Here is a 14,768-nt window from a genome sequence, read left to right as displayed (position 1 = left end):
GCTCGGGGGCCGGCTTTCGTTGGTTGGCTCGATGGGGTGGACTGGCCCTCACAAAGGCCGCTCAACCGCCCCAGCCACGTCCGCGACAGGCCTTGTTTCGCCGCCCGACAGCCCCCACAACAAAGCCCCACCCACCCTGGGGGCTGACCCCGCTCCAGTCTATCGGCGCAGGTCAGCGCGGGGAAGAGGGGCCGCCGCGCCTGTGGATAACTTGCGATCACGGGCGGGCTCGGGGGTTCGACGGGCACTTGGTGTGGTCTGGCAGGGGGTTGAAGTTCCTATGGGGCTAATTCGGGGTTCCTTTGGTGTGCTTGATGTCCAGGTGCCGTTGCTGGTTATGGTGGTGGTGATTGCGGTAGGGGTGGCTTCGATTGTCAGTGCTACCAGGCCGGTGAGGGTGTCGTGGTTGTGGTTTACCGCGTTGGTTAGGGCTTCGTCTGTGGCCGTGACTATGTCGTGGGCGGTGGTGTCTGCCACCGCCAGACCGGTTAGCCACGTTTTGATGTGGGTGCGCACCGCTGCCAGGTGGGCGGTGCGTGGGGGCATCATCACGGTGAGGATCGCGCCTGCCGCGAAGGCGGCTAGGGGGCTGGGCCGCCGTCGGGGGTGGGGTGGGTCGGTTCCCTCGGCATCTGGTGGCGACGCGATGGGCACCGGCTCGCCTCCCTTTCGGCCTTCTGTCTCAGGGAGGGAGTCGGTGGGTGCAATGAGGCCGTTACCGGGCTGTCCACTGGGCGGAAACGTGCTGACTATTAGGGCTTGAGGAGGATTTTGATGGCGCCCTCCTGTTTGCGTTGGAAGATCTCGTAGGCGTGTGGGGCCTCCGACAGGGGCAGGGAGTGGGTGGCGAAGCCCTCGGTGCCCAGTGGGTCTTCGTCATTGAGCAGGGGGAGGATGTCGTCCACCCAGCGGTGGACGTTGGCTTGGCCCATCCGGAGTTGAATCTGCTTGTCGAACAGGGTGAGCAGCGGGAGGGGGTCCGCCATTCCGCCGTAGACACCGGACAGGGAGATGGTGCCGCCTCTGCGGACCAGGTCTATGGCCAGGCGGAGGGCGTCCAAGCGGTCCACGCCTGCTTTGCGCATGAGCTTGGCCGCGGCGGGGTCGGGGAGCAGGCCGACCAACTGCTGGGCGATTTTGGCTCCGGTGGCGCCGTGGGCCTCCATGCCCACCGCGTCGATGACCGAGTCCGGGCCTCTGCCGTCGGTGAGGTCGCGGACCACGTCGGGGAGGTCGTGGCCGTGTTCGCGGAGGTCCAGGGTGGTGACGCCGTTGCGGGCTACGCGGGCCAGGCGTTCGTCCACCAGATCTATGCCGATGACGTTCTCCACGCCGAGGTGGCGGGCGATGCGGCAGCACATGTCGCCGATGGGGCCGAGGCCGATGACCGCCAGGCTGCCGCCGGGGGGCACGTCGGCGTACTGGACCGCTTGCCATGCGGTCGGCAGAACGTCCGAGAGGAACACGAAACGCTCGTCCGGCGGGCCGTGCGGGACCTTGATCGGCAGGGTGTCGCCGAACGGGACCCGCAGCAGCTCCGCCTGGCCGCCGGGGACCGCGCCATAGAGCTTGGTGTAGCCGAACAGGGCGCCGCCCATGCCCTGGTCGCGGACCTGGGTGGTCTCGCACTGGGAGTGCAGGCCCTGCCCGCACATGAAGCAGGTGCCGCAGGAGACGTTGAACGGCACCACCACCCGGTCGCCCGGCGACAGGGTGGTGACCTCCGGGCCGACCTCCTCGACCACGCCCATCGGCTCGTGGCCGAGGATGTCGCCCTCGCGGAGGAACGGACCCAGCACCTCGTAGAGGTGCAGATCGGAACCGCACAGGCCGGTCGAGGTGATCCGGACGACGACGTCCGTCGGGTCCTCGATGGCCGGGTCCGGGTGGGTGTCCACCCGGACGTCCCGCTTCCCGTGCCAGGTCACTGCCTTCATACCGCGCCTCTCTGGTGCCGGTTTCCCATGGGGACTCGCGGATGGGGGACTTATGCGCGCGGGCGCAGGGCGGGGCTGGCGGACACGCCCGCGCCGTCGGCCAAGCCGCCGACCAGGTCGCGCAGGGTGTCCTGGGCGTTCCAGCGCGGGTGCCAGTCGAGGTCTTCGCGGGCCCGGTCGGCACGCAGCAGCGGCACCGCCATCGCCAGGTCGATCCAGCCGGGCGATGCGGGCAGCACGTGCGCCTGCCAGGCCACCGACGCGGCCGTGCGCACCGCGGCCCTCGGCATCGGGATGACCCGTCCGCCCAGGACGGCCGAGAGGTCGCGACCGTCCATGATGGGCTCCGCGGCGAGGTTCACCGCGCCCCGGTAGCCGCGCTCGGCCGCGGCCAGCACGGCGTCGGCGACGTCGGTGGCGTGCACGAACTGGAGGGCCAGGCCGCTGGGGATCGGCAGCACGGGCAGTCTGCCGTCGCTGGCGAGCTTCCACAGCGGGCCGGGCACCAGTGGGCCGGTGAAGTAGCGCTGGATCTCGCTGGCCGCGTCCCGCTGGAGGATCAGCGCGGGCCGCAGCCGGGTGACCGACACGTCCGGGTGAACCAGCTCGAACTCATCCAGAAGGGTTTCCACGGCGGCCTTGTCCTCGCTGTACGAGGACGACGGAATGCCTGTCGTCGGCCAGGTTTCGTCCACCGGGTTCAGGGATTGCCGTTCCGCGTAAGCCCCAACCGACGACAGGTAGACCAGTCTCGGCACCCCCGCCCCTGCCAGCGCCTGGGCCACGATCCGGCTGCCCTCGACGTTGACCTGTCGCAGGTACTCGCGGTCGTGGCTGGGCTGGATCGCCCAGGCCGCGTGCACCACGGCGTCCGCGCCCCGCATCGCCTCGGTGAGCAGGGGCAGCGCGCCGGTGTCGGTCAGGTCTATCGAGTGCCAGGTCGCCTTGTCGTAGATTCCGCCCGCCGCGGGCGCCCGCCGGGACACGCCGTCGACCACGTGGCCTGCCGCTAACGCGCTGGTGAGAACAGCCGTGCCGACGTTGCCGCTCGCACCCACCATGACGATTCGCATGGTGCCGCATACCCGGACGGCCGCAGGGCAAACACGGCGCGACTGGCCACGGACCCCCCGAGAGTGGTAACGATCTCCTTTCCTGTTTCGGTTTCACTCGATCGTGTAACCCGTATGGAGTGAGATTGCACTGTGGCGAGGCGAGATGAGTGACGAAGATCGGGTGATCGCCGGTCGGTACCGGTTGATCAGCGAACTCGGCAGCGGGGGGATGGGGGTCGTCTGGCAGGCCTACGACGAGCGGCTGCACCGCACGGTGGCGGTGAAGCAGGTGCGCACCCCCGCTTCGCTGACCGGTCTGCAGGCCGACGAGGTCAACCGGGTCGCGATGCGCGAGGGCCGGATCGCGGCCAAGCTGCAGCACCCGAACGCGATCACCGTCTACGACGTGATCGAGGACGACGGACTCCCCTATCTCGTCATGGAGCACCTGCCCTCGACCAGCCTCGCGCACGTGATGACCGAGCGCACCCTGTCCCCGGCCGAGGCCGGGCGGATCGGCGCGGACCTCGCCGCAGCGCTGGCCGCGGCGCACGAGGCCGGGATCGTGCACCGGGACATCAAGCCGGGCAACATCCTGCTCGGCGACAAGGGCGCGGTGAAGATCACCGACTTCGGGATCTCCCGGCTGGTCGAGGACGTCGCGGGCACCATGACCAACACCGTCTCCGGCACTCCCGCCTACCTCGCCCCCGAGGTGGCCAAGGGCGAGCGGGCGACGTTCCCCTCCGACGTGTTCTCCCTCGGCGCGACCCTCTACGCCGCGGTCGAGGGCATCCCGCCGTTCGGCGTGGACGACAACACGATGGCGTTGCTCTACCGCGTGTCCTCCGGGGTGATCACCCCGCCCAAGCGGTCCGGCGACCTCACCGACCTGCTGGTCCGGATGCTGGCCGCGGACCCGGCTGCGCGGCCGACCATGGCCGAGATCAGCGACGTCCTGGCCGGGAACAGGCAGCTTTCCGCGCTGCCCGCCGCCGCGCCGACGGCCGTGGCGACCCCGACGGCGGCCAATCCCCCGACCCTGACGGCCCCGCCCGCGCCACCGACCCCGCTGTTCGAGCCCACGCCCGTGGTCGCCGAGGACGAGCCGAGGGAGAAGGACCGCACCCGCCCCGTCCTGCTGGTGGCCGCGGCCGTGGTGGTCCTCGGCCTGGTCGGCGGGCTGCTGGCGCTGACCCTGTCCGGTGACGACGGCGGCCCCGCGGCCGCGGCCACCGGCCCGACCACCAGCGAAGCCACCCCCACCCCGCAGGCGACCACGACCGAGTCCGCGGTCCCCCCGCCGCCGGTCACCACGACGACCCCGAGCCCGCCGCCGAGCACGACAGCCACGGTGACCTCGGTGACCACCGTGACGAGCACCGTCACCACGCCCCCCGCCCCGGCACTGTCCACCCCGGCCCCGGACACCCCGGCGGCCAGGCAGGCCGCCATCAGCGACTACTACGCCCTGGTGCCCGGCAGCCTGGAGCAGGCGTGGGTCCGGCTCACCCCGAAGTACCAGGCGCACCCGTCCGGCGGGTTCGGCACGTACCAGCGGTTCTGGCGGGATAAACGATCCGTGCGGGTCTCCGAGGTGACCGGCGGCGACGGCGCGTTCGTCGAGGCCACCGTGGAGTACACCTTCACCAGCGGCAGCGTCTCCCGCGAACGGCACCGCTACGGGCTGGTCAACCAGGACGGCATCTGGAAGATCGACAGCTCGACCGTCCTGCGGGGCTAAGACTTAGTCGCTCAGCCCCAGGGAGCGGGTGAGGTCGCGCATGTCGGTGCGGTAGACCTTGACCGGGTCGGCGACCTGGGGCTGGAGGTGGCCGCACACCTCCAGCGCCACCAGTCCGTGCATCCGCCCCCACACCCGCGGCGCCGCACTCGACCCACCCGCTGTTCCACGCCGAACTCCCACACGAGCCGCGCTGTCGCCGATCGCGGCCGCACCCGCTGTCCCCCAGAGGCGTCGAGCAGATCCTGGCCCAGCGCATGGAGCCCGCGCTCGCCGCGCAGGCCCACTCCCTCAGCGGCGGCCTCCCGCCGCTCGTGCACGCCCTCGCCGACGACCACTCGACCGCGTGGCCGAGTTCGACCACCGCGCTGCTGCCCGTCGAGGCGTTCGAGCGCACGCTGTCGCGCTGCCGGTACCGGCGGGAGGCCTCCGGCCTGCGCGCGGGCTCGTGGTCGCCGACGCCGCGGTCACCGCCGAATGGCTCGGCACCCCCGAAGAAGGCCGCGTCGAAGGCGTCGACATCGGCCAGGAATCCGGCCCGCAGGCCCTCGCCCAGCCCGAGGGCCGCTGTGACGGCGTCCACCCCGTCGCGCAGCACACGCCAGAACTCGTCCGACGGCCCGAATGGGCTGGTCATGTCTCCCTCTCCACCACCCATGGGCCGACGGGCGCCGTTGCGGCGCCCCGGGTCGCCGGGAAATCCTGGTCCGGGCCTAAGGCGCTGTCGCTCGCACAACCGCCCGACCAGGCACTCCTAAGGGACATTCAGGGGTGATTCCAGGAAAAGCCCGATCATCGCGCCACGTCCCACCCCGGTTGGCCGAGTGACGAGGCTGAAATCCCCTGGACACGCGCCTCCGAACCCGATATCCGGAGTGAGAATGGAAAATCGACACAATCGACTTCAGCACCGCACTCCACCCTCGACAGAATCGGAATCACACCTGTGGACGACCGGGGCGCGGTAATCCGAATATTGGATTGCCAGCCCCCGCGCCGCCCGGTAGTAATGATGTGACAAGCTGACAGATTACCGGTCGAGCAGGCCGCGACAGCCCCCTAGGTACTAACAAAAATGTAAGTACTTGACGATTTCGCCGGAACCGGAAAACTGGTCGGTGCAGACACACCCGCGGAAAGGGAGTTCAATGGCAAGCACCGGAAAAACCGACGTCACGGTCATCGGCCTGGGGGACATGGGGAAGGCCCTGGCCGAGGCGTTCCTGGCGGCGGGCCACTCGACGACGGTGTGGAACCGCACCGCGAGCAAGGCCGACGACCTGGTCGCCAAGGGCGCCCACCGGGCCGACAGCGTCGCCGACGCCGTGCGGGCCAGTGAGGCCGTCGTCATCTGCGTGCTCGACTACCGGGCCGTCAAGGACGTCTTCGAGCAGGCGGGCGACGCCCTCGACGGCAGCGTCGTCTTCAACATCACCAACGGCCTCCCCGCCGAGGCGAAGGAAGCCGCCGCCCTGGCCAAGGAGAAGGGCTGCGCCTACATCGACGGCGGCATCATGGCCGTCCCGCCGATGATCGGCAAGCCGGGCGCGTTCGTGCTCTACAGCGGCGAGTCGCAGGCCGTCTTCGAGGACAACAAGCCGCTGCTGGAGGTGCTTGGCGACGCCCGGTTCACCGGGACCGACCCCGGCCACGCCTCGCTGCTCGACCTCGCCCTCAACGGCGCGATGTACGGGATGCTCGGCGGCGCGGTGCACGCCATGGCCGTCGTCGGCAGCGAGGGCATCGGCGCGCAGGACTTCTCCACGTCCCTGCTGATCCCCTACCTCACCGGGATCATGGGCATCGTCCCGCACTTCGCCAAGCAGATCGACACCGGCGAGTACACCGTCGACGTCGCCGCGACCCTGGCCATGCAGCAGGTCGGCTTCCGCAACATCCGCCAGGCCAGCGTCGACCAGGGCATCAGCTCCGCCCTGCTCGACCCGATGCAGGACCTCATGGACAAGCGGGTCGCCGCGGGCTTCGGCTCCGACGACTTCTCCGGCGTCTACGAGGCCCTCAAGCTCGAGGGCTAGGCGGGCACGGCCGCTGGTGGCGTCGTCGGTCGCGGGTCCGACGGCGCCGCCGCGGGTTGTTCCTCGTCCCTTGGGCGGGTGGGCACCGTTGACCCGGCGCCTCCCCCTCGTCGGTCAGCCCGGTCACCCCGCCCGCGGGGCGAGTGCGGAAAGTCGGCCTCCATGACCCACACCGGGTCGGGTCATGGAGGCCGACACTGCTTTTCCCGCTTTTCTCAGAGAAACGGCGTCTCCGGGTCCAAGCCCAGCAGGACCCGGCCGTAGAGCTCCAGGTTCGCGTTCGGGGTCATCACCGCGTGCATGGAGATTCCCTGGATGTCGCGGAAGAAGCGCTGGATCGGCATGGCCAGCGCGATCGCGGACGCCCCGCTCGCCGCGAACAGCTCGCTCGCCGCCTCCCGGGCGAGTTGGACCGCGTACCCGCACTGCCCGCGCAGCGTCGCCCGCTCGACCAGGGTCAGCCGCTCCCCCGCGTCCGCGCGCCGCTGCATCAGGGCCGCCTGGTTGGCCAGCAGCGCCTCGGCCGCGGCGATCTTGTTCGCCGCCGTCCCGACCTGCACGTGCACGAGCGGGTGCCGAGCCTGGTCTTCCCATGCGGTGTAGGAGATCGGCTTGCCAGGGGCCCGCTCCACGAACATCTCGTAGACGCCGCGCGCGAGGCCGACGATCACCGCCGTCGACTCGGCCATCACCAGGCTGATCAGGCCGTAGTCCCGGCCGGTCGGCTGGTCCCCGGCCGGGTCGCCTGGCCAGGCGAACGCGTCGGCCATGTTCACCACCCGGTGCTCGGGCACGAACACCTCCCGCGCGGTCACCGTGGCGCTTCCGGTGCCCGCGGCGGCCATCACCTCCCAGTCGTCTGCGATGCCGAACTCCTGGATCGGCACCACGGCCATGAGCTGTTCGGTCGTGCCGTCGGGGTTGGTGAGGGTGGACACCGCGAGGTTCCAGTGCGCGCCCCGGCAGCCGGTGTTGAACCGCCAGCTTCCGTCGAGGACGTACCCGCCCTCGACGCGCTCGATCTTCCCGGACGGGGTGAAGCCGCCGGACACCCGCACCGAGCCGTCCGCGTAGACCTCGCGCTGGGTCCGCTCGGGATACAGCCGGATCATCCAGGCCGCGGTGATGTAGCCCTCGGAGACCCAGCCGGTCGACCCGCAGCCGCGGGCGATCTCCAGCAGGATCTTGATGTGGTCGACGACCGTGAGGTCGAGGCCGCCGAACCGCTGGGGCACGCCCGTCCGGTACACCTCGGCTTTTTCCAGGAGGTCGATGTTCTCCTCGGCGATCCACCGTCGCCTCTCGCCTTCCAGACCGTTCTCCCGAAGCTGCGGAACAATGGATTTCACCGCGTCGAGAACGCGCGCGATGTCGGTCGCGGTCGTGGTCACCCTGCCTCCTCGTGTGTTTCCTGTCGGATCTTCCCGACCCGTGTTCACGGCTCGGTCGCCGCTCGGCAACCGGCGGGAGATGAGCGGCCGGTTACCCGGGTGCGCCGCCGACGCGCACCCGCGCCCGTTCCGCCTGAGCGGGCGGTTCTGGCAGGTATCCGGCCTGGATGAAGAAGTCGACGTACTTCGCGAGCAGGTCGCCGGTCACCGCCGGGCAGGTGATTCCGCTGCCGCGCAACGCTTCCGCCGTCTGGGCGGTGTCGAACGCCGGGTAGAAGGACTCGGGGTCCTCGATCAGTATCTCCACCGCGTCCAGCAGCGCGACGATCGCGTTCTTCGGGTCGGCCCGCACGAGGTCGAACCAGGTGGCGCGGTCCAGTTCCGGCAGCGGGTAGCCGCGGTCGCGCAGGTGCGCCACGATGTCGGCGAAACTCACGTGGCTGTCGTTGCAGAGGTGGAAAGTGCCGCCAGCCGAGGCCGGGTCGCGGGAGACGCGCACGAGCGCGGCGCTGGCGTAGTCCACCGGCATGAGGCGGAACAGGCCCGGCAGGTCCTCGGGCGCCGCGCCCGCCTGCACCACGCCCTTGACGGTGAGCCAGACGAAGTCGCGGGTCTGGCAGGACCCGGTGACCTGGTCGCCCGCCACCTGGTCCACCCGGTAAACCGACACCGGCAGGCCGCGTTCCCTGGCCAGCCCGATGATCTGCTCGGCGACCCACTTGCTCTGCGTGTACCCGTTGGGCAACGCCGCGCCGGGGCCGGCCGGGTCGGTCACCGTGATCGGCACGCCGGGGGTCGGCGGGCCGGGGAAGACGCCGGTCGTGGAGACGTGGTGCACCGGGACCGTGCGGTGCCGGGCCGCCAGGCGCAGCAACTCGACCGTGCCCGCGACGTTGGCCGCCCGGACTGTCTCGTAGGTGTGAATCCAGTTGACCGACGCGCCGACGTGGTAGACGGCGTCCACCGTGCGCGCCAACGAGTCGAACCGCTCCTCGGTGAGCCCGAGCCGGGGCGCGGCCAGGTCGCCGACGACGATCCGCACCCGGTCGGGGTCGACCTGCTCGCCGATGCGGTACCAGCGCAGGTTTTCCTGGACCCGGCGCAGCGCGTCGGCCTCGTCCTGCCCGCGCACCAGGCAGTGCACCGTGGCGCCGGTCGTGCGCACGAGGTCGCGCAGCACGAACGCGCCCAGGAAGCCGGTGGCCCCGGTGAGCAGGACGTGCTTGGGGTCGGCGACGCAGGTGAGGACGTCGTCGGCGGGCTGGATGTCGTCGGGTAGCGCGATGTCGGCGGCGAAGTCGAACCGGGTGTCGGTCGCATCGCCGCCGCCGACGAGCGCGGCCCGCAGGTACTCCGCGAGCGCGGCGGGCGAGGGGTGGTCGAAGATCAGCGTGGTGGGCAGCCGGATCTCGGCCGCCGCGCTGAGCCGGTTGCGCAACTCGACCGAGGTCAGCGAGTCGAACCCCAGCTCGGTGAAGCGCTGGTCGTCGCCGACGCCGGTCGAGTCGGCGTGGCCGAGCACCGCGGCGACCTCGCCGCGCACCACATCGAGCAGCGCCGCCCGCTGCTCGGCCGCGGGCAGCCGGGCCAGCGAGTCGGCCAGCGACGCCAGGCTCACCCCGGTCTCGCGCACCGAGCGCCGAGACGGAGTCCTGGCCAGCGCGGTCAGCAGCCGGGGCACCTGCGCTGGCCGGGACTTGCGCAGCGTCGGCACGTCCACCGGGGCGCCGACCACCATCGGGCGGCCGAGGGTGAGCGCGATGTCGAGCATCCGCAGCCCCTGGTCCGACTCGATCAGCGGGAAGCCCGCGCGGACGATGCGGTCGATGTCGGCCGCGTCGAGGTGCTCGGCCATCCCGCTGGTCTGCGCCCACAGGCCCCAGGCGACCGAGGTCGCCGCCAGCCCGGTGGCCGCGCGGTGGTGCGCGAGGCCGTCGAGGAAGGCGTTCGCCGCGGCGTAGTTGGACTGGCCCGCGCCGCCGACGACGCCAGCGAACGACGAGAACAGGACGAACGCGGACAGGTTCCGGTCGCGGGTGAGGTCGTGCAGGTGCCAGGCCGCGTCGACCTTGGGCCGCAGCACGGCGTCGAGGCGGTCGACGGTCTGCGCGGTGATCAGGCCGTCGTCCAGCGCGCCCGCCGCGTGGACGATCCCGGTCAGCGGGTGCGCCTCGGGCACGCTCGCCAGCAGCGCGGACAGCGCCGCCCGGTCGCCGGTGTCGCACGCGGCGACGGTGACCTCCGCGCCGAGCCCGGTCAGCTCCGCTACCAGCTCGTCCGCTCCCCGCGCGGCGCTCCCCCTGCGGCTGGTGAGCAGCAGCCGCCGAACCCCGTGCTCGGCGACCAGGTGCCGGGCGACCAGCCCGCCGAGCGTGCCGGTGCCGCCGGTGATCAGGACGGTGCCCGCACCGCCCGCACCGCCCCAGACCGGCGCGGCGGACGATGGCGCGGGCACTCGGCGCAGCCGAGGCACGAACGCCTGCCCGCCCCGCACCGCGACCTGCGGCTCCCCCGCGGCCACCACGGCCTCGATCGCGGTCTGGGACAGCTCACCGGTGTCGGTGTCGACCAGGACGAACCGGCCGGGGAACTCCGACTGCGCCGAGCGGACCATGCCCCAGACCGCGGCTCCGCCCAGGTCCGCCACATCCTCGCCGCCGGTCGCGACCGCGCCCCGGGTGACCAGGACCAGCGGGAGGTCGGCCACCCGCTCGTCAGCCAGCCAGCGCTGCGCCAGACCCAACACACGACGGCTTGCCCGGTGAACAACCCCAACCGTGTCACTGGTCTCCGCGCCACCCAACGAATCCACACTGTCCTCAGTGGACCCAGTCAGCCAGGCCACCGCCGCCATCGGCGACGTGTCCGCGCGCCCGACGACAGCGCCCGGGTCCGCGGTGTCCGCGTCCCAGTCGACCACGCCCGGGGCGTCGGCCGGGGACGCGAGTTCGACCGGCTCCCAGCCGATCTCGAACAGCGCGTCGTGGTCCCGGCTCCCGGCCAGGCCGAGTTCGGCCGCGGTGAGCGCCCGGGTGCGCAGGACCCCGATCTCGGCGACCGGCTGCCCGCCCTGGTCGGCGAGGCGCACCGCGACTGCGCCGTCCTCGCTCAGGGTCGCCGTCACCCGGACCGTGGTGGCGCCGGTGGCGAGCAGTCGGAACCCGGACAGCCGGGCCACGGCTGCGGCCTGGCCCGGCAGGCTCAGCCCGGCGAGCAGGGGGACGCGCAAGGCGACCTCCAACACCGCCGGGTGCAGCCCGAACCCGGCGGCCGCGACCCCGGCGGGCAGCGTAACCTCGGCGAACGCGGCGTTCCCCCGCCGCCACAGCGCGGTCAGGCCCGCGAAAGCGGGTCCCCAGGCCAGTCCGGCCGCGGCCAGCCGCTCCCCGGCCAGCGCCGGATCGATCGCCTCGGCCGCCGCGGGCGGCCACGGGGCCGGGTCGGCGTCGCCGTGCCCGGCGTGCCGCGCCAGCAGACCCGACGCCACCTCGGTCCAGGTGACCTCGGAGTTCTCCGGCCGGGCGTGCACGGTGAACCGGCGTCGGCCTGCGGTGTCCGGCGCGCCGACCGCGAGTTGGATCTGGACCCCCGCCGCGGGCGGGAACACCAGCGGCGATGTCGTCGTCAACTCGGCCACCGCCGTGCAGCCGACCTCGTCCCCGGCCCTGGTCGCCAGTTCGGCCAGCAGCGCGGCCGGGAGCACCGGCGCGCCCAGCACGCGGTGGTCGTCAAGCCAGCGGTGAGTGCGCGGCGAGACGCGGCCGGTGAACAGCACCTGGTCGGCGCCCGCCACCGGGACCGCGGCCGCGAGCAGTGGATGCTCGGCAGCGGCCAGGCCCAGGTCGGCTGCGTTGGCCGGGGCCGCCGACGCCGCGTGCCAGTACCGCTCGCGTTGGAAGGCGTAGGTCGGCAACTCGACCGCGGCGGTGTGCTGCGGGAACGGCCGCCGCCAGTCCACCCGGCCGCCGCTGGTGTGGAAGCCGCCGAGCGAGGCCAGGAACCGGGTCAGGCCGCCGTCGTCGCGGCGCAGGGTGGCCACGGCGACGGCGTCGGGGAACCGCTCGGTGAGCGACCCGGTCAGCACCGGGTGCGGGCTGACCTCGACGAACGCGCCGAACCCCTGCTCGACCAGGCTCTGCGTGGCCTTCTCGAACTCCACCGGCCGCCGCAGGTTCTGGTACCAGTACTCCGCGCCCAGGTCGGCGCCGTCGATCCAGTCCGCCGTCGCGGTGGAGTAGAACGGGACCGTGCCCGATCGGGGCCGGACCGGCGCGAGCGCGGCCAGCAGCCGGTCGCGGATCTGCTCGACCTGCGCGGAGTGCGATGCGTAGGAGGCGGGGAAGACCTTCGCCCGGATGTCCTGGCGGGCGCAGTGCGCCACGAACTCGTCCAGCGCGTCCAGGTCGCCCGCGATGACCGTCGCCCCCGGCCCGTTCACCACCGCGACCGACAGCCGCCCGCCCCAGTTCCGCAGCCGCTGCTCCACCTCGTCGCGCGAGAGCGACACCGAGGCGATCGCGCCCTGCCCGTGCAGCACGCTCGCGACCTGGCTGCGCAGCGCGGCGACCATCGCGGCGTCCTCCAGCGTGAGCGCCCCCGCGACGTAGGCGGCGGGCACCTCGCCCTGGGACTGGCCGATCACCGCGTCCGGCTCGACGCCGTAGGAGCGCCACAGCGCCGCCAGGGACACCGCGACGGAGAACAGCACCGGCTGGATCACCTCGACGTTGTCGATGGTGGGCGCGCCCTCGGCACCGCGCAGCACCGCTTCCAGCGACCAGTCGACATACGGCGACAGCGCGCGCTCGCAGGCGCGCACCTGCTCGGCGAACACCGGGGCCTCGTCGAGCAGCCGGACCGCCATCTCGGCCCACTGCCCGCCCTGGCCGGGGAAGACGAACACGGTCTTGCCGCCCTGCTTCGCGCGGCCGCGCACCACCCCGGGGCCGTTGACACCCACGGCGAGCGCCTTGAGCCCGCCGAGGAGTTCGCCCCGGTCCAGCCCGGTCACCGCGGCCCGGTGCTCCAGCGCCGATCGCGTGGTCGCCAGCGAGAACGCGATATCGGCCACGTCCACGTGATCGGCGACCGCGGAGCCCTCTGCGAAGGCGAGCAGCCTGCCCGCCTGGGCGCGCAGCGCCGCAGGGGTCTTGGCCGAGAGCACCCACGGGACCGGTGGCGCGGCGGTCGGCCGCGCGGCCGGTTCGGCCGGTTCTGCCGGTTCCGGGGCCTGTTCCAGGATCACGTGCGCGTTCGTGCCGCTCGCCCCGAACGCGGACACCCCGGCCCGGCGCGGCCGCCCGGTCTCCGGCCAGGACAGCGGCTCCTCCAGCAGCCGCACCGCCCCCGCGGACCAGTCCACCATCGGCGTCGGCCGGTCGACGTGCAGCGTCTTGGGCAGGACGCCGTGCCGGATGGCCTGGATCATCTTGATGACACCGCCGACGCCGGAGGCGGCCTGGGCGTGGCCGATGTTGGACTTCAGCGAGCCGAGCCACAGTGGACGGTCCCCGGGGCGGCCTTGCCCGTAGGTGGCTAGCAGGGCTTGGGCTTCGATCGGGTCGCCGAGCCGGGTGCCGGTCCCGTGTGCCTCCACAGCGTCCACATCGGACGTCGTCAACCGGGAGTCTGCCAGCGCGTCGCGGATGACTCGCTCCTGCGACGGGCCGTTGGGCGCGGTGAGGCCATTGGACGCGCCGTCGGAGTTCACCGCCGTGCCGCGCACGATGGCGAGCACCCGGTGCCCGAGGCGGCGGGCGTCGGAAAGCCGTTCCACGACCAGCAGTCCGACGCCCTCGGACCAGCCGATGCCGTCGGCCGCCGCGGCGAACGGCTTGCACCGGCCGTCGGCGGCCAGGCCGTTCTGGTGGGAGAAGTCGATGTGCCCCACGGGATTCGCCGACACGTAGGACGCGCCCGCCAGCGCCAGGTCCGACTCGCCCGAGCGCAGAGACCGCACCGCCAAATGCAACGCCACCAGCGACGACGAGCAGGCGGTGTCCACCGAGACCGCCGGGCCTTCGAGTCCGAGGGTGTAGGCGATGCGCCCGGAACCCATGCTGGTCAGCAGACTCGTCATCAGGTAGCCCTCGAACTCCGCTGGCGCGGGCAGGCCGAGGTAGCTCTGCTCGACCATGCCGGTGAACACCCCGGTCCGGGACCCCTTGAGCCCCAAGGGATCGATGCCCGCCTGCTCCAGCGCCTCCCACGCGGTCTCCAGCAGCAGCCGCTGCTGCGGGTCCATGGCGACCGCCTCGCGCGGGGATATCCCGAAGAACGCCGCGTCGAACCGGGTCGCGGTGTCCAGGAAACCCGCCTGCCGCACATAGGTTCTGCCGCGCGCCTTGGGATCGGGGTCGTAGAGGTTGTCCAGGTCCCAGCCGCGGTCGGCGGGGAACTCGGAGATGGCGTCCCCTTCTGCCATGACCAGCCGCCACAGCTCGTCGGGTGTCTCCGCGCCCGGGTACCGGCACGCCATGCCGACGATTGCTATCGGCTCCTGCGCGCCCGACTCCAACTCGGCGACCCGGCGGCGCGCCCGCCGCAGATCGGCGGTGACCCGCTTGAGGTAGTCGAGCAGCTTCGCTTCGTTGTCACTGGCCATG

The 14,768-nt window shown here is 72.1% G+C and carries 7 protein-coding genes and 1 pseudogene; 3 read left to right on the top strand and 5 right to left on the bottom strand.

Going from position 1 to position 14,768, the window contains the following annotated elements; translation table 11 throughout:
- Positions 1 to 159: 159 nt before the first annotated feature.
- The 3 genes from BLS56_RS33030 to BLS56_RS15995 form a co-directional block, all read right to left on the bottom strand.
- On the bottom strand, positions 160 to 546 hold the full coding sequence (locus tag BLS56_RS33030; protein WP_407640527.1) for an ATP-binding protein: 387 nt from the start codon (positions 544 to 546) through the stop codon (positions 160 to 162).
- A gap of 206 nt (positions 547 to 752) precedes the next feature.
- On the bottom strand, positions 753 to 1,937 hold the full coding sequence (locus BLS56_RS16000; protein WP_091451163.1) for a zinc-dependent alcohol dehydrogenase: 1,185 nt from the start codon (positions 1,935 to 1,937) through the stop codon (positions 753 to 755).
- Positions 1,938 to 1,987: 50 nt separating this feature from the next.
- Positions 1,988 to 3,010 carry an NAD-dependent epimerase/dehydratase family protein gene (locus BLS56_RS15995; RefSeq protein ID WP_091451161.1) on the bottom strand — a complete coding sequence of 341 codons (1,023 nt, stop codon included), beginning with the start codon at positions 3,008 to 3,010 and terminating at the stop codon, positions 1,988 to 1,990.
- A gap of 145 nt (positions 3,011 to 3,155) precedes the next feature.
- Between BLS56_RS15995 and BLS56_RS15990 the strand changes: the two genes are divergently transcribed.
- From BLS56_RS15990 to BLS56_RS15980, 3 genes are all read left to right on the top strand, one after another.
- Entirely contained in the window at positions 3,156 to 4,736 is a 1,581-nt protein-coding gene (locus tag BLS56_RS15990) for a serine/threonine-protein kinase (RefSeq protein WP_091451159.1), read from the top strand.
- 346 nt (positions 4,737 to 5,082) lie between these two features.
- Positions 5,083 to 5,511: a hypothetical protein gene (locus tag BLS56_RS15985; RefSeq protein ID WP_139190729.1), complete on the top strand. Its 429-nt coding sequence runs from the start codon at positions 5,083 to 5,085 to the stop codon at positions 5,509 to 5,511.
- Between the two features lie 373 nt (positions 5,512 to 5,884).
- Positions 5,885 to 6,772 carry an NAD(P)-dependent oxidoreductase gene (locus tag BLS56_RS15980; protein WP_091451154.1) on the top strand — a complete coding sequence of 296 codons (888 nt, stop codon included), beginning with the start codon at positions 5,885 to 5,887 and terminating at the stop codon, positions 6,770 to 6,772.
- A gap of 215 nt (positions 6,773 to 6,987) precedes the next feature.
- Here BLS56_RS15980 and BLS56_RS15975 read toward each other — a convergent pair whose 3' ends face one another.
- Complete coding sequence (locus tag BLS56_RS15975) at positions 6,988 to 8,163, bottom strand: acyl-CoA dehydrogenase family protein (protein WP_228771673.1); 1,176 nt, start codon at positions 8,161 to 8,163, stop codon at positions 6,988 to 6,990.
- Positions 8,164 to 8,254: 91 nt separating this feature from the next.
- Positions 8,255 to 14,755, bottom strand: a pseudogene (locus BLS56_RS15970) (thioester reductase domain-containing protein); the annotation flags it as partial.
- Between the last annotated feature and the right edge of the window lie 13 nt (positions 14,756 to 14,768).

This window comes from Actinokineospora iranica (assembly GCF_900101685.1).
In the GTDB taxonomy this organism is placed as follows: domain Bacteria; phylum Actinomycetota; class Actinomycetes; order Mycobacteriales; family Pseudonocardiaceae; genus Actinokineospora; species Actinokineospora iranica.
The sequence above is the reverse complement of the archived record's forward strand: the minus strand, read 5'-3'. Positions and strand labels throughout refer to the sequence as shown.